General features: G+C 68.0%; 15 protein-coding genes and 1 pseudogene. 6 read left to right on the forward strand and 10 right to left on the reverse strand.

Features of this window, described 5'->3' with window-relative positions:
* Nucleotides 1-19: 19 nt before the first annotated feature.
* From hfq to dusB, 7 genes are all read right to left on the reverse strand, one after another.
* The gene (gene hfq, locus ACP7AG_RS13900; protein ID WP_012286640.1) at nt 20-268 is read right to left on the reverse strand and encodes an RNA chaperone Hfq; all 249 of its coding nucleotides are present in this window, start codon (nt 266-268) and stop codon (nt 20-22) included.
* Between the two features lie 136 nt (nt 269-404).
* The gene (locus tag ACP7AG_RS13905; RefSeq protein ID WP_426011559.1) at nt 405-1268 is read right to left on the reverse strand and encodes a D-amino-acid transaminase; all 864 of its coding nucleotides are present in this window, start codon (nt 1266-1268) and stop codon (nt 405-407) included.
* 5 nt (nt 1269-1273) lie between these two features.
* A complete protein-coding gene (locus ACP7AG_RS13910) occupies nt 1274-2662 on the reverse strand; it encodes a sigma-54-dependent transcriptional regulator (RefSeq protein WP_426011560.1) in 1389 nt (462 codons plus the stop codon).
* The gene (locus tag ACP7AG_RS13915; protein ID WP_426011561.1) at nt 2659-4902 is read right to left on the reverse strand and encodes an ATP-binding protein; all 2244 of its coding nucleotides are present in this window, start codon (nt 4900-4902) and stop codon (nt 2659-2661) included. The genes ACP7AG_RS13910 and ACP7AG_RS13915 overlap by 4 nt, the downstream gene beginning before the upstream one ends.
* Before the next feature lie 101 nt (nt 4903-5003).
* On the reverse strand, nt 5004-6425 hold the full coding sequence (locus ACP7AG_RS13920; RefSeq protein ID WP_426031541.1) for a sigma 54-interacting transcriptional regulator: 1422 nt from the start codon (nt 6423-6425) through the stop codon (nt 5004-5006).
* On the reverse strand, nt 6422-7552 hold the full coding sequence (locus ACP7AG_RS13925) for a two-component system sensor histidine kinase NtrB (protein WP_426031543.1): 1131 nt from the start codon (nt 7550-7552) through the stop codon (nt 6422-6424). The genes ACP7AG_RS13920 and ACP7AG_RS13925 overlap by 4 nt, the downstream gene beginning before the upstream one ends.
* Nucleotides 7549-8556: a tRNA dihydrouridine synthase DusB gene (gene dusB, locus ACP7AG_RS13930; RefSeq protein ID WP_426031545.1), complete on the reverse strand. Its 1008-nt coding sequence runs from the start codon at nt 8554-8556 to the stop codon at nt 7549-7551. The genes ACP7AG_RS13925 and dusB overlap by 4 nt, the downstream gene beginning before the upstream one ends.
* A 98-nt stretch (nt 8557-8654) precedes the next feature.
* On the opposite strand from dusB, the gene ACP7AG_RS13935 reads away from it, so the two are divergent.
* The 3 genes from ACP7AG_RS13935 to ACP7AG_RS13945 all read left to right on the forward strand — a co-directional run bounded on the left by ACP7AG_RS13935 (nt 8655) and on the right by ACP7AG_RS13945 (nt 11531).
* Nucleotides 8655-9806: a bifunctional 2-C-methyl-D-erythritol 4-phosphate cytidylyltransferase/2-C-methyl-D-erythritol 2,4-cyclodiphosphate synthase gene (locus tag ACP7AG_RS13935; protein ID WP_426031547.1), complete on the forward strand. Its 1152-nt coding sequence runs from the start codon at nt 8655-8657 to the stop codon at nt 9804-9806.
* Nucleotides 9807-9910: 104 nt separating this feature from the next.
* Nucleotides 9911-10402: a CinA family protein gene (locus ACP7AG_RS13940; protein WP_426011567.1), complete on the forward strand. Its 492-nt coding sequence runs from the start codon at nt 9911-9913 to the stop codon at nt 10400-10402.
* A gap of 1 nt (nt 10403) precedes the next feature.
* Nucleotides 10404-11531 (forward strand): FUSC family protein, encoded by a 1128-nt coding sequence (locus ACP7AG_RS13945; RefSeq protein ID WP_426031549.1) that lies wholly within the window; start codon nt 10404-10406, stop codon nt 11529-11531.
* Here the strand turns inward: ACP7AG_RS13945 and ACP7AG_RS13950 are convergent.
* Together ACP7AG_RS13950 and lipA are read right to left on the reverse strand one after the other, a co-directional pair.
* Nucleotides 11528-11980, reverse strand: coding sequence for a type II toxin-antitoxin system RatA family toxin (locus ACP7AG_RS13950; RefSeq protein ID WP_426031551.1), 453 nt, complete (start codon nt 11978-11980; stop codon nt 11528-11530). The genes ACP7AG_RS13945 and ACP7AG_RS13950 overlap by 4 nt on opposite strands.
* A 2-nt stretch (nt 11981-11982) precedes the next feature.
* Nucleotides 11983-12957, reverse strand: coding sequence for a lipoyl synthase (lipA, locus tag ACP7AG_RS13955; RefSeq protein ID WP_426031556.1), 975 nt, complete (start codon nt 12955-12957; stop codon nt 11983-11985).
* A gap of 82 nt (nt 12958-13039) precedes the next feature.
* Between lipA and ACP7AG_RS13960 the strand changes: the two genes are divergently transcribed.
* The 3 genes from ACP7AG_RS13960 (at nt 13040) to ACP7AG_RS13970 (ending at nt 16350) form a co-directional block, all read left to right on the forward strand.
* Nucleotides 13040-14077: an alpha/beta fold hydrolase gene (locus ACP7AG_RS13960; protein WP_426031553.1), complete on the forward strand. Its 1038-nt coding sequence runs from the start codon at nt 13040-13042 to the stop codon at nt 14075-14077.
* Between the two features lie 158 nt (nt 14078-14235).
* The gene (locus ACP7AG_RS13965; protein ID WP_426011571.1) at nt 14236-15789 is read left to right on the forward strand and encodes an AMP-binding protein; all 1554 of its coding nucleotides are present in this window, start codon (nt 14236-14238) and stop codon (nt 15787-15789) included.
* A gap of 165 nt (nt 15790-15954) precedes the next feature.
* Nucleotides 15955-16350 (forward strand): DoxX family protein, encoded by a 396-nt coding sequence (locus tag ACP7AG_RS13970; RefSeq protein ID WP_426031554.1) that lies wholly within the window; start codon nt 15955-15957, stop codon nt 16348-16350.
* A gap of 173 nt (nt 16351-16523) precedes the next feature.
* Here the strand turns inward: ACP7AG_RS13970 and ACP7AG_RS13975 are convergent.
* Nucleotides 16524-17049: pseudogene (locus ACP7AG_RS13975) on the reverse strand (dihydrolipoyl dehydrogenase); the annotation flags it as partial.

The following is a 17049-nucleotide window of genomic DNA, read 5'->3' on the forward strand; positions in this document are numbered from 1 at the left end:
GCGGGCCACGCTCCGGGTATCAGTCGTCTTGATCAGCGCTCGGCTCGTACAATTGCACGGGCTGGGCCGGCATGATTGTCGAAATGGCGTGCTTGTAAACCAGTTGAGACTGGCCATCGCGGCGGAGCAGAACGCAGAAGTTATCGAACCAGCTGACAACGCCCTGCAGCTTCACGCCGTTCACCAGGAAGATGGTCAGCGGCGTCTTAGACTTGCGCACGCTGTTCAGGAACGTGTCTTGAAGGTTTTGTTTTTTCTCGGTCGACATGGGGATTCCCCTCTTATTGTTTCGGAGGGCAAAGCGCCCCCCACACAAACAAGTTCAGACTAGAGCATTTTTCGCCGGTTGGTATGACCAATCCGCGAAGAAAGCGCGCTAACGCCCCGAAAGCTAGATTTCAAATCTAGATCGCCGCAGCCTTGGCGCGCTCGATATAGAGACGCCGCAACCGCGTTGCTATGGGGCCGGGCTTTCCATCGCCAATTTGCGCGCCATCGACGCTGACGATCGGCAGGACAAGCGTGCCAGCGCCGGTGATGAACGCCTCGCGGGCGGCCTTGGCCTCTTCCACCGTGAACGGCTGCTCTGCGATCGGCAGGCCCGCGTCGGCGATCACCTCCAGCAGGGTCGATCTGGTGATCCCGCGCAGGATGTTGGCCTGGGTGTCGCGGGTCCGCAGGCGGCCCTCGGCGTCGACGATCCAGGCGTTGGATGAGGCCCCCTCGGTCACCAGGCCCAGCTCGTCGACGAACCAGGCCTCGACCGCGCCACGCTCGCGGGCCGCCTGCTTGGCCAGGGCGTTGGGCAGCAGTCCGATCGACTTGATGTCACAGCGGCCCCAGCGGTTCTCGGCGACGGTGACCACCGACTGGCCTTTGGCGGCCTTGGCCTCGGCCGCCACGCGGTCGACGCGCTTGGCGGTGATCACCACGGCCGGCGGCACGGCGGGATTGGGGAAGGCGTGGTCGCGCGAGGCGACGCCGCGACTGACCTGCAGATAGACCATGCCCTCGACCACCCGGTTGCGGCGGATAGCCTCGCGCAGCACGACGGTCAGGGCCGCCTCGCTCATCGGACGGGAGATCTGAAGCGCGTCCAGGCTGCGCCAGAGACGGGTGAAATGGCCCGCCGCGTCGGCCAGCTTGCCGCCGAACACCGCCCACACCTCGTAGACGCCGTCGGCCAGCTGATAGCCGCGATCCTCGATATGCACGACGGCCTCGCCGTGACGCACGAACCGGCCATTGACATAGGCGAAGCGCGACATCTGCCCTATTCTTCCTCTTCCACCCGTGCGCCCGCGACACCGAGAGATTTGAGTTTCCGGTGCAGGGCCGAGCGCTCCATGCCGATGAAGTTGGCGGTCCGCGAGATATTGCCGCCGAACCGCAGGATCTGGGCGTTCAGATATTCCCTCTCGAATAGCTCGCGGGCCTCGCGCAGCGGCAGGGCGATGATCCGCTCGGCCCCGATGGCCCCGGCATTGCCGCCCGTCGGCTGCTCGTGGGTGTTGAGCATCTCGGCGGTGATCAGGTCGCCCGGCTCGCCTGACGCCAGGATCAGCATGCGCTCGACATTGTTGCGCAGCTGGCGGACATTGCCCGGCCAGGCCTGGACCTGCAGGGTCGCCAGGGCGTCCTCGCCCAGCTTGCGACGTTGCATGCCGGTGGCCTCGGCGATGCGCTCGACGAAATAGGCGATCAGCTCGGGGATGTCTTCGCGACGCTCCGATAGACCCGGCACGCGCACCGGCACCACGTTCAGGCGGTGGAACAGGTCCTCGCGGAACCGTCCGGCGGCGATCTCCTCGCGCAGCTCGCGGGAGGTCGATGAAATGACCCGCACATCCACCTGCACGTCGGTGTCGCCGCCGACCCGGCGGAAGCGCTGCTCGACCAGCACCCGCAGGATGCGGCTCTGGGTCTCGCGCGGCATGTCGGCCACCTCGTCGAGATAGAGCGTTCCGCCGTGGGCTCGCTCGAACACGCCGATCTTGCGCGGCCGACCGCCCTCGCCTTCCTCGCCGAACAGCTCGACGTCGAGACGTTCGGGCGCCATGCCCGCGGCGCTGACCGCCACGAACTCGTTGCGTAGTCGCGCGCTGGAGCCGTGGATCAACCGCGCCACCAGCTCCTTGCCGGAGCCGGGCGGGCCCGAGACCAGCACCCGGCTGTTGGCCGGGGCGACCTTGGCGATCAGCTGGCGCAGGGCCTGGGCCGCCGTCGACTTGCCCATCAGGCCATCGGAGCTGAAGCTCTGCACCCGCAGACGGCGGTTCTCGCGCTTGAGGTTGGCCGCCTCCAGCGCCCGCTCCACCACCAGCAACAGGCGGTCGGACTTGAACGGCTTTTCCAGGAACTCATAGGCGCCGCGCTTGATGGCGCTGACGGCGGTCTCGATGTTGCCGTGACCCGAGATCATGATCACCGGCAGGTCGGGATCCAGGCCCTTGACCATGTCGAGCAGTTCCAGCCCGTCCATGCCCCCGCCCTGCATCCAGATGTCGAGCACCAGCAGAGCGGGTTTGCGAGCCCGTAGCGCGGCCAGGGCCTGGTCGCTGTCAGCGGCCACGCGGACGGCGTAGCCCTCGTCCTCGAGAATGCCGGCCACCAGTTCGCGGATATCGACCTCGTCGTCGACCACAAGCACGTCAGCGCTCATATCATCTCCTCTACGCCACTCAGTGCGTTGGCGGCGGCGAGCCGCGCGGTGGTGGGGAACCTCAGTATGACCCGGGCGCCGGTTCCATGCAGCGCGTCGGTCAGGACCAGCTCACCCTCGTGGTCCTCCATGATCCGCTTGACGATCGCCAGGCCAAGGCCTGTGCCCTTCTCGCGGGTCGTGACATAGGGTTCGGTCAGCCGATCGCGGTCGCGGGCCGGCAGGCCCACGCCGTTGTCCTCGACCACCAGGCAGAGATGCTCGTCATCGGAGATCAGGCTGGCGACGATCCGCCCGCCCGGCTCTGGCGTCACCAGACGACGCGCCCCAACCGCCTCGCCGGCGTTCTTGAGAATGTTGGTCAGGGCCTGACCCACCATCCGCGCGTCGCAGCTGATCCAGACGTCCTCGCCCGGCTCCTCGATCATCACGTCGGTCTCGTTATCGACGATGCGCTGGGCGAACACCGCCTGGCGCAGCATCTCGGCCAGATTGGCCGGCGCGAAGCGCGGGGCCGGCATGCGGGCGAAGGCCGAAAACTCGTCGACCATCCTGCCGATGTCACCGACCTGACGGATGATGGTCTCGGTGCAGCGGTCGAAGGTCTCGAGATCGCTGGTGATGTCCTTGCGATACTTGCGGCGAATGCGCTCGGCTGACAGCTGGATCGGGGTCAGCGGGTTCTTGATCTCGTGGGCGATGCGCCGGGCCACGTCCTTCCACGCGGCGTTGCGTTGGGCGGCCACCAGGCGGGTGATGTCGTCGAAGGTCAGCACCAGGCTCTCGGCCGCGTGGCCGGCCCCCCGGAAGCGCAGGCGTCGGGTCTCACCGCCGCGGATCACGTCGATCTCGACCTCGGCATTGGGGCGCCCCCCGCTGATCTCCTGCACGACCGGCTCCAGCTCCGCCGCAACCTCGGCCAGGGATTGGCCCACGGCGCTGTCGTCGAGCGCCAGAAGGTCGCCGGCCCGGCGGTTCAAGGCGGTGATCCGCCCCTCGGCGTCCAGGCCCACCACGCCGGCGCTGACGCCTGAAAGCACGGTCTCGATGAACTGCCGGCGCGACTCGGCGTCCAGGCTGGCGACGCGCAGCGCCGCCTGCTGCGCCTGCAGGTCAGTGGTCATCATGTTGAAGGCCACGGACAGGGCGCGGATTTCCTCGGGCCCGATCTCGACATCGACCCGGGCGTCCAGATCCCCCGCCGACACCCGTCCAGCGGCCTGTACCAGGCCGGAAACCGGGGCCGCGATCGAGTTGGCGGCCGCGATGCCGACCCAGACGGCGGCGACCAGGACCAAAAGCGCGGTCTCGATATAGCTGAGCCCGAAGATCACCTGGATGCGATCCTGGTTCTTCGCCGCCTCGCGATAGGAAATCAGCGACTCCTCGGACTCGATCAGGTGGGCCAGGATGCCCTTGTCGATCGGCCGGGCCACGTAGAGATAGGCGTCGGGAAAGCCCTTGAGGCGGTAAAGCGCCCGGAACAGATCCTCCGTGACAAAGCGCTGTGAGGTGATCTCGCCGGTGTCCGTCCATTTGAAGCTCGACGGTGGCGGGGCCAGGAACGGCGGCGCGTCATCGCTCTCGGCGCGCGCCAGGATGCGGCCGTCGCGGTCCAGCACATAGGCGGCCGAGAAGCCGTTGTCGTCCGCCAGGCTGCGCAGGAAGTGGCCGAAGGCGACAGGCGAGTCGGCCAGGGTCGGCGCCGCCTCGTTCAGCGTGCCGGCCATCGGCCCGACATGCTGGCTGATATAGGTGATCTGCTCGGCGACATAGGAGCGGGCCACGGTGGCGGAGTTTTCGACCACCGTGCGCACGCGCTGGCTGAACCAGGCGTCGACGCCGCGGTTGACCAGCACGCCGAAGAACAGGGCCACGATGACGGCCGGGGCGACGGCCGCGACGGAGAACAGGCCGACGAAGCGCAGATGCAATCGCGCGCCAGCGTCGCTGGCTCGCGCATCAACCAGGTCCAGGAGCCGCCAGCCGACAATGCCGGCCACGCAGAGGATCAAGGCGAGGTTGAAGCCCAGCACCGCCAGGATGACCGTGGTGGCCGGTCCGATCGGCCCGGTGGTCGGCGGCGACGAGGCCAGCCCCACCGCTGTTGCGGTCAGGGCGACGGCCAGCCCGTAGGCCCCGCCGAGCGTAAAGCGCGATCGCAGCAGCTCGCGCCACCAGGCCCGGCTGAACCGGGTCGGCGGTCCTTCGAACTCCAGCACGGATGGAACGGACGCCATTCAACAAGTTTAAGGGGAGGTGTGCCCCAAACTCAACAGGTATGTGCCAATTAAGCTTCAGATAGAGCGGCTTTCCGCGGAATTACGCGGGTGACGCGCGCCTATCGCCGCCCGCGCGTCATCTCGACGCCCAAATCCTGGATCTTCTTGCGCAGAGTGTTGCGGTTGAGGCCGAGGATTTCCGCGGCGCGCACTTGGTTGCCGCGCGTGGCCGACAGGGTCAGCTGGATCAGCGGTCGTTCGACCTCCTGCAGCACGCGGTCATATAGCCCGGCCGCCGGCACGCCATCCGGCTGATCGGCGAAGTGCGACGACAGGTGGCGCTCCACCAGGCTGGCCAGGGTGACGGGGCCCTCGTCGGCATGGGCGGTGGGGGTGTGATCCTGCAGCTCGCGATCGACGATGCGGGCGGTGATCAGCTCCTCGGCATAGAGGGCGCACATCCGGCGGATCAGGTTTTCCAGCTCGCGCACATTGCCCGGCCAGGCGTGGGTCTTCATGCGGTCCAGGGCGCTGGAGTCGATGGTCTTGGAGGGCAGCCCCTCGCGGGCGGCGCGCAGCAGGAAGGTGCGGGCCAGGTCCGGAATGTCCTCGGTGCGGTCGCGCAGCGGCGGCAGGCGCACGGGGGCCACGTTGAGGCGGAAGAACAAGTCTTCCCGGAAAAGCCCCTGTTGGATCAGGCCGCGCAGGTCTCGGTTGGTGGCGGCGATGATCCGTACATTGGGCCGACGGCCGGTCTTGGGGTTGAGCACCGGCTCAGTGCCGTCGATCACCCGCAGCAGGCGTGTCTGGGCGTCCAGCGGCATGTCGCCGATCTCGTCGAGGAACAGCGTGCCGCCATCGGCCTCGATCAGCCGGCCCTGGTCGCCCTCGCCGCGTCCGAAAAGTTCGGTCTCGACCCGCTCGCGCGGCACGGCGGCCAGGTTGATGACCACGAACTTGCCGTCGCGGCGGCGACCCAGTTCGTGCAGGGCGCGGGCCACCAGTTCCTTGCCTGTGCCGCTTTCGCCGAGAATCAGCACCGTCAGATCGGCGCCGACCAGCCGGGCGATCGTGCGATAGACCTCCTGCATCGGGGCCGAGCGGCCGATCAGCGGCAGGCGCTCGTCGCGCATGGCCCGGGCCTGGGCCTTGGAGGCCTCCGCGTCGGCCGGACGCGACAGGGCGCGGCGGGCGGCGGACGTGACGTCGTCCAGATCGAAGGGCTTGGAGATGTATTCGAACGCGCCCGCGTCGGCGGCGTTGACCGCCGTCAGCAGGGTGTTCTGGGCGCTCATCACGATGATCGGCAGCTTGGGCCGTTCCTTGCGGATGCGCGGCAGAACGTCGAACACGTTCTCGTCGGGCATCATCACGTCGGTGACGATCAGGTCGCCCTCGCCGTCCATCACCCATTTCAGCAACGTGGTGGCGTTGCCCGTCGCCCGGACCTGATAGCCCAGCCGGGTGAAGGCCTGGCTGAGCACCAGACGCACCGAGCTGTCGTCGTCGGCGATCAGGATTTTCTTGCTGGCGGCGTTCATGCGTGGGCGTCTCCAGTGGAGGAAGCAAGCTTTCCGGTGGCCATGGGCAGCAGCACGCGGAACACCGTGCGGCCGGGCTCGGATTCGAAATCGATCAGTCCGCCGTGGCTGGTCACCAGCTTGGTGACCAGCGCCAGGCCCAGGCCCGTGCCGTTGGCCTTGGTTGTGACGAACGGCTGGAACAGGTGGTCGCGCAGGCTGTCGGGCACACCGGGACCGTTGTCCTGGACGCGGATTTCGATCGGCGCGCCCGCCGAGGCCTTGCCGTCGGCGCCGCGCACCCGGACGCCGGGACGCCAGGCGGTCTGGATCGACAGGATGCCCAGGCCGTCGCCGCGCATGTGGGCGGCTTCGGCGGCGTTCTTGACCAGGTTCAGGAATACCTGGATCAGGTGGTCCTCGTCGCCCCAGACATCCGGCAGCGACGGATCATAATATTCCTCCAGCGCCAAGCCGTCGGCGACGCCGTTGACGACCAGGGCGCGGACGCGGTCCAGAACCTGGTGGATATTGACGGCCTCGCGGGGGCTGGGAACCTCGTCGGAGAAGGCCTCCATGCGATCGACCAGGCGGCGGATGCGGTCAGTCTCGTCGACGATCAGCTGGGCCAGGGGCTGGTCGGCGGCGCTGGCGCCGGTCTTCAGCAGTTGGGCCGCGCCGCGAATGCCGGCCAGGGGGTTCTTGATCTCGTGGGCCAGCATGCGACCCAGGCCGACGACCGAGCGCAAACCCGCGGCGTCCGAGGCCCGCTCGACCCCGAGCACGCCCTTGACGTGCAGGGTCAGCATCACCGAGCCGTCGCCCAGCGGCGCAGCGGCGCCGTCCGCCTCGAACGGCGGCTGGCCGAACAGGTTGACCTCGACGCCGTGCTCGCGGACCAGCGCCTCTTCGAACAGGGCGCGGTCCATCATCGAGACCAGCACCGAGCCCGGCGGCAGGGCGGCGCGGAACCGGCCGCGGGCCAGCAGCGACAGGCCTTGGCCAAACAGCGCCTCGGCGGCCTCGTTGACCGCCACCAAGGCGCCTTCCCGGTCGACGACCAAGGCGGGTTCGGGGCTGAGGTCGAAGGCCGCGATCTTCAGGCTGTCGGCGATCTTGGTGGGGACGACGCGGGCATGATCGGTCATGCGGCGAGCCTCCGGTCGCCCAGCCACAGGTTGGCCAGGCCATCCTCGATCGCGGCGGGATCTTCCAGCCGGCACAGGGCCGAGCGGGCGATCCGGCGCGCTTCCTCGCTGTCGGGCCACGGCGCGGCCTCGATGTAGGAGGCAAGGTGCTTGCGGAACATCTTCAGGCCGACGCTCTGGCCGTAGAAGTCCAGGCTGCGGCGGAAATGGGTGACGGCGATGGCCAGGCGCTCGTCAGCATCCGGTTCGCGGAAGCCTTCGCCGCGCAAGGCCGCCTCGATGGCCTGGGCGATCCACGGACGGCCATAAACGCCGCGCCCGATCATCACGCCGTCGGCGCCGGACTGTTCGAGCGCCCGGCGGGCGGTGTCGCCGTCGACGATGTCGCCATTGACCAGCACCGGCACGCCGACCGCAGCCTTGACCGCCGCGACAGCCTGCCAGTCGGCCTCGCCCTTGTAGAACTGGCAGCGGGTGCGCCCGTGAACGGTGATGGCCTGGGCGCCGGCGTCCACCGCCCGGCGGGCGATGTCGGCGGCGTTGCGGCTGTGGTCATCCCAGCCCAGGCGCATCTTGACGGTAACTGGCACGTCCACGGCCTTAACGGCGGCGGCCACCAGGGCCTCGGCCAGGTCGGGCTCGCGCATCAGGGCCGAGCCCGAGGCGACGCCGCCGGTGACCTGTTTGGAGGGACAGCCGAAATTGAGGTCGATGATCTGGGCGCCGGCGTCGGCGGCCAACCGCGCGCCCTGGCCCATGAAGACGGGGTCACGGCCAACCAGTTGGACGACCATCAGCGGCAGGCCCTTACCTACCGCCGCGCGGCGCACGGCGTCGGGCCGACCTCTCGCGAATTCCGCGCAGGCGACCATTTCCGTCGCCACATAGGCCGCGCCGAGGCGGGTGGCGGTTTCCCTGAAAGGCAGATCCGAGACACCCGTCATCGGCGCGATCCATACGCGTCCGGGTACCTCGACCTTGCCGACCGCGAGAGTGTTGCTCATTTTATACGCATCCCCACCGCACTGTTTTTAGGCATATTGTGCGGCGCAGTAAAGCCCACATCGCTGGACAAGTTTCCGCATGCGGCTAAACAGCCACAATGACCTTCTCCGCCGTCATCGTCGCCGCTGGCTCCGGGACCCGCGCCGGCCCCGGCCAAGCCAAACAGTGGCGTATCGTGGCGGGCAAGCCCGTGTTGCGTTGGTCGGCCCAAGCGTTGCTGAACGCGGGTGCGCAAAGCCTTGTGATCGTGGCCGATCCGGGCGCGCGCGAAGCTTTGAGTGATGCGTTACACGGCCTTTCAGGTTGGACGACGACGGCCGGCGGCGCGACGCGCGCCCTTTCCGTCCAAGCCGGGCTGGCCCTGTTGGCCGACCGCCCGGCCGATGAGCCCGTCCTGATCCACGACGCCGCCCGTCCCTTCCTCGGCGCCGCAACAATCGCCGCGCTCCTCACCGCCGTCGCGACCGCCGACGGCGCGATTCCAGCCTTGCCGGTGGCCGATACGCTGAAAAGCGCGGCGCTCGACGCTGGTCTTGTCACGAAACCGCGTGACAACCTTTGGCGCGCCCAGACTCCCCAGGCCTTCCGCCGGGAACGTCTGGTGAAAGCCTATACGGCATGGTCCGGACCGAGCGAACCGACCGACGATGCTCAGGTGGTCGAGGCCGACGGCGGGCGCGTGGTCGCGATCCCCGGCGACCCAATGCTGATGAAACTGACCTATCCGGAGGACTTCGCCATGGCCGAGCTGTTGGCGGGCGCCGCGCGCATCACCCGCATGGGCCAGGGCTTCGACGCCCATCGCTGGGGGCCGGGCCAATCCGTGTGGCTGTGCGGCGTCGAGATCGCTCACGACGAGACCCTGATCGGTCATTCCGACGCCGACGCCGGCCTGCACGCCCTGACCGACGCCATCCTCGGCGCGATCGGCGAAGGCGACATCGGCGACCACTTCCCGCCCACAGATCCGCAATGGAAGGGCGCGTCGTCGGACAAGTTCCTGATCCATGCCGTGGATCTCGTGCGAGCGCGGGGTGGGGTTTTGATCAATGTCGACGTGACCCTGATCTGCGAGCGGCCGAAGATCAAACCGCACCGCGCGGCCATGCGTCAGCGCCTGGCCGAGATCCTCGACCTGCCGCTCGACCGGGTCAGCGTCAAGGCGACCACCACCGAAGGCATGGGCTTCACCGGCCGCGGCGAGGGTTTGGCGGCTCAGGCCATCGCCGTGGTCGAGACGCCGGCCTAGGGGCTGCGAACGGAGATCGGGGCACACACTCCCCCCATCGACATTGCCACGCGATCACCGGCCGTGGTGTGAGTGTGTCCCCGCATCAGCCGCAGGAGTCCCTCATGTTTCCGCTCGAAATCCAGACTCTGGCCCGCCTGCTGATCGATGAGGCCCGGCAAAGGTCCCTGAGGCTGGTCACGGCCGAAAGCTGCACCGGCGGCCTGGTGGCCGGCGCGATCTGCAACATTTCCGGCGCCTCCGACGTCTTCGAGCGCGGCTTCGTCACCTACACCAACCGCGCCAAGTCCGAGATGCTGGGCGTGCCGGGCGACCTAATCGCCGACCATGGCGCGGTGTCGGAGGTGGTGGCGCGAATGATGGCCGAAGGCGCACTGGAGGCCAGCAACGGCCACGTCGCCGTGTCGATCACCGGCGTGGCCGGCCCTGGCGGCGGCTCGCCGCTGAAGCCGGTGGGCACGGTGCATTTCGCCGTGGCCCGCGCCAACCGCTCGGTCGTCCATCGCCACGAGCTGTTCGAGGGCGAGACCCGCGAAGGCGTCCAATTGGCGGCCGTGCGCACGGCGCTGGAGATGCTGCGCGAGGCGGTGGCCTAGCATGGCCGACCACCCGCCCAGCGACTCGCCCGGCCATTGGCGGCGGTTTGTCGGCCTCGGACTGTCTCGCGCCGCCCTGGCCAAGGCGGCCGGTCGCCAGACCGAGCTGCGCCACGCCGTCCGGGTGTCGGCGGCGGTGCTGGCGGCCTACGCCCTGGCGACCCTGTTGCGCCTGCCGCAGGGCTATTGGGCGGTGTTCACCGCCGTGATCGTCGTCCAGTCCAGCCTGGGCGCGACCATCACCGCCTCGATCGAGCGGCTGATGGGCACCGCCGTCGGGGCCGTGGTCGGCGCGGGGGCGGCGATGCTCCACGTCCGCTTCCCCGAGGCCGGCGGACCGATCCTGGCGATCACGGCGGCCCTGCTGGCCTTCATGGCCGCCGTCCGACCCGCGTTCAAGGTGGCCCCGGTGACCGCCGTAATCATGCTGATCGGCACGACCACCCACATGGACCCGCTGGTCGCCGCCTTCCTGCGGGTGGCCGAGATCACGGTCGGCAGCGTGGTCGGCATCGCCGCCACCCTGCTGATCTTCCCCGCCCGGGCCCACGCGTCGGTGGTGGAGAGCGTCGACAAGGTCACAAGTTTGCTGGCCGATTTGCTGGAGCACTATGCCCGCAAGCTGCGCGGCGGCGAAACCGAGTTCGACGCCCGCGCCCACTATGACGACACGCTCGCGGCCCTGGCCAAGCTGCAGACCGCGATGGCCGAGGCCGAACGCGAGAACGCCAGCAAGCTTAGCGACCATTCGGTGACCGACGCCCTGCCCCGCACGCTGTGGCGGCTGCGCAACGACTGCGCCCAGATCGGCCGGGCTCTGCGCGAGACCCTGCCCGCTCCGGGCCTGACCCTGCAGTCGGCGGCTATGCTGAGCGCCTGCGCGGGGTTCCTGCGCGCCTGCGCGGCGCAGTTGGTCGGCGGCGCTCGCCCCAACCGCCTGGCCTTCGCCGAGGCGCACCAGGCCTTTCAAACCGCTGTCGAGACCCTGCGCGAAACCGGCGGGACCCGCGCGCTCGGCTTTGACGACGCCGCCCGGGTGTTTGGCCTGGTGTTCGCGGTCGAGAACCTGTTCGGCAACCTCGGCGACTTCGAGGAGCGGGTGGAGGAGACGGCGGGGAAGCGGGGTTAGCTCTTCGCCCCATAGATCGCCGCCGCCCGCGCTTCGAAACAGCCGATCAGGGTATTGGCCGCGCGATCCAGATTGGCCGCCAGCAGCGCATCGAGCACGCGCGACTTGAACGCGAAGTCGATGACGAATTCCACAGATGTTCCAGAGACATGCGGCGAAAACCGCCACTGGTTCGATAGCCGCTTGAACGGCCCATAGAGCAGGCTGACGTCCACGCTCAGCGCCTCGGCGTCGCGCCGCACGCGGGTGGCGAACTTCTCGCGCAGGAACGAGAAGCCGACCTGGGCCTCGGCGTCGACGGTCGAGACCGCGCCTTCCACCCGGCCGTTCCAGGTACGCATGCTGGTCAGCCACGGCACGAACTGCGGATAGGACTCCACATCGCCGACCAAGGTGAACAACTGCTCGGGCGCATAAGGCAGCACCCGGGTGACGACATGGCGATGCAAGGCTAGGCGCTCTTGAGGTCCAGCGCCCGGCGGGCCGCCGCCAGCTTTGCGAAATCCTCGCCGGCGTGGTGCGACGAGCGGGTCAGCGGGCTGGACGACACCGTCAGGAAGCCCTTGGCCCGGGCGATCGCCTCATAGGCTTGGAACTCTTCCGGCGTCACGAAGCGGTCGATCGGCGCGTGCTTGCGGGTGGGCTGCAGGTATTGGCCGATGGTGATGAAATCGACGCCGGCCGAGCGCATGTCGTCCATAACCTGCATGACCTCCTCCTTGGCCTCGCCCAGCCCCACCATCAGGCCGGACTTGGTGAACTGGCTCGGATCGCGCTCCTTGACCCGTTCCAGCAGGCGCAAGGAGTTGTAGTAGCGGGCGCCAGGGCGGATCTTCAGATAGAGTCGCGGCACGGTTTCCAGATTGTGGTTGAAGACGTCCGGACGGGCATCGATGACCACGTTCTCGGCCCTGTCCTTGCGTAGGAAGTCGGGGGTCAGGATTTCGATGGTCGTGCCGGGCGCGGCGGCGCGAATTGCCAGCACCACCTGGGCGAAATGCAACGCCCCACCGTCGGCCAGGTCGTCGCGGTCGACCGAGGTGATGACCACATGCTTGAGGCCCATCTTGGCCACGGCTTCGCCCACGCGGCGCGGCTCGTCGGCGTCCAGGGGGTTGGGCATGCCTGTCGCGACATTGCAGAAGGCGCAGGCGCGGGTGCAGATTTCGCCCATGATCATCATGGTGGCGTGCTTCTGGCTCCAGCATTCGCCAATGTTGGGGCAAGCGGCTTCTTCGCAGACCGTGGTCAGCTTGTGCTCGCGAACGATAGCACGGGTCTCATTGTACTGACCGGACCCGGGCGCGCGCACGCGCAGCCAGTCGGGCTTGCGCAGCACCGGCGTGTCGGGGCGGTTCTGCTTTTCCGGGTGACGGGCGCGCTCGCCTGGAACGCGGGCCTTCAACGTGTCGATCAAGGTGACCATAGTGCCTAGATCGGACTTCTTGGCCTCCGGATCAAGCATGCGATCTTGCATGTGGCCTAAAGGCGCGAAATGAGTGCCTGGAATGCGTCGCCAAGTTCTCGCCCTGCTGCTGGCCCTGCCCCTCGTCTCCTGCGGCGACGAGGCCGTCCGCGCGCCCTTCGCCGAGAGCCGCACGCCGCCCTCCTTGGCGGTGCGGTTCCAGCCGCCGCCTGGCTGGGCCTGGGGCTATGTGAAGGTCGGCGACGACGGCGTGCAGCGCTACGGCGTCTCGACCACGCCCAACGCGCCGCGCGGCCAGATCCTGATCCTGCCGGGCTGTGGCGAATCGGCCGAGGTCTGGTTCGAGACGGCGCGCGACCTCAATGCCCGCGGCTATACGGTGTGGGTGCTGGAACGCCAGGGTCAGGGCGGCTCGGAACGCGCCAGCCCCTGGCGCGATCTGGGCCATGTCACCAGCTTCGCGCCCGACGTCACGGCGACCAAGGCCATGGTCAGGGCGGTGATCCGGCCGAACGGGCGTGACCCGTTCGCGGTGCTGGGACACGGCGACGGCGGGCTGGTGGCGCTGCGGGCGGCGGAAGAAGGTCTGCGGGCCGACTCGTTGATTCTGTCTTCGCCCAATTTCGACATCGCCGACCTGCCGCGCCCCAAGAGCGAACTGATCCGCATCGCGCGCTGGGCCCGGAGCCTGAAGCTCGGCTTCCTCCGCTATCCCGGTCAGGCCGGCTGGAAACGCGACGCAGGGGTCGATGGCGCGCTGAGCCACGACAAGGCCCGGGGCGGCGTGCAGCAGGCCTGGCAACTGGCTAATCCCGACCTGCGGATGGGCGCGCCAAGTCTGGCCTGGTACGCGGCCTTCTACGACGCGGTCGACGCCGTGGGCCGCGATCTCAAGCGCGTGCGGGTTCCAGTCGTCATGCTCGACGCGGGCCAGGACTCCAAGGTTCTGCCCGCCCCGCAACGCACTGTCTGCGCCGCCCTGCCCGCCTGTGTCGAAACCCGCTATCCCACCGCCCGTCACGCCCTCCACCTTGAGGCGGACTCGGTGCGCGGTCCCTGGCTGGCCGCCATTGACGACATGGTCCGCGCCCCCATGGCCTATCCGCCACCCCGGCGTTGAAGGGCCAATCCTTGAACGCCGAGGCGTCGATCGCATTTCAGAGGGATCGGTGCGGTGACGTGCGCGTCACCGGACTTTGCAAAGCCAGGCTCCATCGCTAGGGTCCCGCTTCAATCAGACGAGCGCGCCACGTCGCGCTTGGGGGAGGTTTCGCCGGCATGCCGGTCGTATTTGACGCTCAGGCGGGCCAGAAGGCTCTCTTCGACGCCCTGTTGGACGCCCGTGACAAGTACGGGGCCCGAAAACCGATCCTGGAAGATCAGGACCGCAATCCGCTCAGCTATACCGATCTGATCCGCGCCGCGTTTGCCCTGGGCCGAAAGATCGCGGCCATGACCCAGCCGGGCGAGCATGTCGGCATCCTGCTGCCGTCAGGCTCCGGGGCGGTCGTGACCTTCTTCGCCCTGCACGCCTTCGGCCGCGTGCCGACCATGCTCAACTTCACGGCCGGCCTGCGCAACCTGCGCGCCGCCTGCGAGCTGGCCGGGGTCAAGCGGGTGCTCACGGCCCACAAATTCATCGAGCTGGGCAAGCTGCACGACATCGTCGACGCGCTGGGCGAAAAGGCGACGATCACCTATCTGGAAGACGTGCGCGGCACGATCGGCACCGGCGACAAGCTGTTCGCCGCCGTGGCCGGGGCCTTTCCCCGCACCCTGCGCGCCCATGCCAAGCCGTCGGATCCAGGCGTGGTGTTGTTCACCTCGGGCAGCTTCGGCGCCCCGCGCGGCGTGGTGTTGAGCCAGGCCAACCTGGTCTCGAACGCCGAGCAGATCGCCAGCCATATCGCGCTGGACCCGGCCTGGGTGTTCTTCAACCCGCTGCCGATCTTCCACTGTTTCGGCCTGACCGGCGGCGTGATCCTGCCGCTGTTGAAGGGCATGAAGGCCTTCCAGTATCCCTCGCCCCTGCACACCAAGCAGATCCCGGCCCTGGTCAAGGACACCGGCGCCTCGGTGCTGTTCGCCACCGACACCTTCCTCAACCACTATGCCCGCGCCTCGGACAGCGATGAGCTTTCTGGTCTGAGGTTCATCGTCTGCGGCGCTGAAAAGGTTCGCGAAGAGACCCACAACCTCATCAACGAGAAGTTTGGTGACGTGCCGGTTTTGGAGGGTTACGGGGCGACCGAGGCCTCGCCGGTGATCGCGGTCAACAAGCCCGAGGACAACCGCCGGGGCACGGTCGGCGGTCTGCTGCCCGGTCAGGAGTGGAAGATCGAACCGGTTGAGGGGATCGCCGGCGGCGGCCGCCTGCTGGTGCGCGGCCCCAACATCATGTCGGGCTATCTGCGCGAGGACGGCGGCGTCGACGCCCCCGAGGACGGCTGGCACGACACCGGCGACGTGGTGAACATGACGGACGACCTGTGGGTCACCATCAAGGGTCGGGTGAAGCGCTTCGCCAAGATCGGCGGCGAAATGGTCTCCCTGACCGCCGCTGAGGACCTCGCCAGCGCGGTCTGGCCCGACGGCCGCCACGCGGTGATCTCGATGCCCGACAAGAAGAAGGGCGAGAAGCTGGTTCTCGTCACCGACTGCCAGAACGCCGCTGTCACCTCGCTGGTCGCCCACGCCCAGAGCATCGGCGCGCCGGAACTGGCCGTGCCGCGCAAGATCCTCAAGGTGCAGGAAGTGCCGGTGCTGGGCAGTGGCAAGACCGACTATGTCGCCATCCAGCGGATGGCCGATCAGGACGCGAAGGCCGCCTAGGGCATTTTTCGAGCGAAGTGGTTCCGGTTCGCGTGAAGAAAAATGCGTCAAAACAAAAGATTAGAGCTCACGACCTGACGCAGTCAGGTCGTGAGCTCTAATGCGATTGGGGACAGGCGCATGCGGCTGTCCCCAGCCTCGCCATCAATCGCTGGAGGGAAGATTATGGAACGCTTGAACGTGTGGGCGCCGCGGGTGCTTAGCCTGCTTCGGATCATCGCCGCCCTGCTCTTCATGGAGCATGGCCTGATGAAGGTGTTCCACTTCCCGGCCGCCCAGCCCGGGTCGCCCGATCCGCTGCCGACCTTGCTGCTGGTCGCCGCTTGGCTGGAGATCGTCGGCGGCGCGCTGCTGGCGCTCGGCCTGTTCACCCGGCCGGTCGCCTTCATCCTGTCGGGGCAGATGGCGGTGGCGTATTTTCTGGCCCATTTCAGCAAGGGCTTCTGGCCGGCCCTGAACGGCGGCGAGGCGGCGATCCTGTTCTGCTTCGTGTTCCTGTACCTGGCGTTCGCCGGGCCGGGTGAGTTGAGCATCGACGCCCAGGTGCGAAAGCGGCCGTAGTTTTCCCCTTCTCCCCTTGCGGGAGAAGGTGTCAGCGAAGCTGACGGATGAGGGTTGAAGAACGAAAACGCCGCGCCTGGCTTCAAAGCTGGGCGCGGCGTTTGGCTTTTGAGAGACCCCTGATCCGTCGGCCTTCGGCCGCCACCTTCTCCCGCAAGGGGAGAAGGATCAGATCAGATGTGCAGCGCTCTGCCATAGGCGTCGAGCGCCGCCTCGTGCATGGCCTCGCTCATCGTTGGGTGAGCATAAACGATGCCGTGAAGGTCTTCCTCGGTGGCTTCCAGGGTGATGGCGGTGACGAAGCCCTGGATCATCTCGGTGACCTCATGGCCGATCATGTGGGCGCCGATCAGGGCGCCGGTCTTGCCGTCGAAGATCGTCTTGACGAAGCCCTCGGTCTCGCCGGCCGCCACGGCCTTGCCATTGACCTTGAACGGGAAGCGGCCGGCCTTGACCTCGATCCCGGCCGCCTTGGCCGCGGCTTCCGTCAGGCCCACCGAGGCGACCTGCGGGTTGGCGTAGGTGCAGCCGGGGATGGGCGAGTGGACGGCGGGCGTCTTGTAGCCGGCGATGTGCTCGGCGGCGTGGATGCCCTCGTGGCTGGCCGTGTGGGCCAGCCACGGCGGGCCGGCGGCGGCGCCGCTGGCGTAGAGGCCCGGGACAATGTGCAAGCCGTGCTTGCCGGTGACAACATGGCCG

This window comes from Caulobacter sp. DWP3-1-3b2 (assembly GCF_049896325.1).
GTDB lineage: Bacteria > Pseudomonadota > Alphaproteobacteria > Caulobacterales > Caulobacteraceae > Caulobacter.

Coding starts and splice junctions, on each gene's coding strand:
- hfq (WP_012286640.1), bottom strand. CDS start 268: ATGTCGACCGAGAAAAAACAAAACCTTCAAGACACGTTCCTGAACAGC.
- ACP7AG_RS13905 (WP_426011559.1), bottom strand. CDS start 1,268: ATGTCGCGCTTCGCCTATGTCAATGGCCGGTTCGTGCGTCACGGCGAG.
- ACP7AG_RS13910 (WP_426011560.1), bottom strand. CDS start 2,662: ATGAGCGCTGACGTGCTTGTGGTCGACGACGAGGTCGATATCCGCGAA.
- ACP7AG_RS13915 (WP_426011561.1), bottom strand. CDS start 4,902: ATGGCGTCCGTTCCATCCGTGCTGGAGTTCGAAGGACCGCCGACCCGG.
- ACP7AG_RS13920 (WP_426031541.1), bottom strand. CDS start 6,425: ATGAACGCCGCCAGCAAGAAAATCCTGATCGCCGACGACGACAGCTCG.
- ACP7AG_RS13925 (WP_426031543.1), bottom strand. CDS start 7,552: ATGACCGATCATGCCCGCGTCGTCCCCACCAAGATCGCCGACAGCCTG.
- dusB (WP_426031545.1), bottom strand. CDS start 8,556: ATGAGCAACACTCTCGCGGTCGGCAAGGTCGAGGTACCCGGACGCGTA.
- ACP7AG_RS13935 (WP_426031547.1), top strand. CDS start 8,655: ATGACCTTCTCCGCCGTCATCGTCGCCGCTGGCTCCGGGACCCGCGCC.
- ACP7AG_RS13940 (WP_426011567.1), top strand. CDS start 9,911: ATGTTTCCGCTCGAAATCCAGACTCTGGCCCGCCTGCTGATCGATGAG.
- ACP7AG_RS13945 (WP_426031549.1), top strand. CDS start 10,404: ATGGCCGACCACCCGCCCAGCGACTCGCCCGGCCATTGGCGGCGGTTT.
- lipA (WP_426031556.1), bottom strand. CDS start 12,957: ATGGTCACCTTGATCGACACGTTGAAGGCCCGCGTTCCAGGCGAGCGC.
- ACP7AG_RS13960 (WP_426031553.1), top strand. CDS start 13,040: ATGCGTCGCCAAGTTCTCGCCCTGCTGCTGGCCCTGCCCCTCGTCTCC.
- ACP7AG_RS13965 (WP_426011571.1), top strand. CDS start 14,236: ATGCCGGTCGTATTTGACGCTCAGGCGGGCCAGAAGGCTCTCTTCGAC.
- ACP7AG_RS13970 (WP_426031554.1), top strand. CDS start 15,955: ATGGAACGCTTGAACGTGTGGGCGCCGCGGGTGCTTAGCCTGCTTCGG.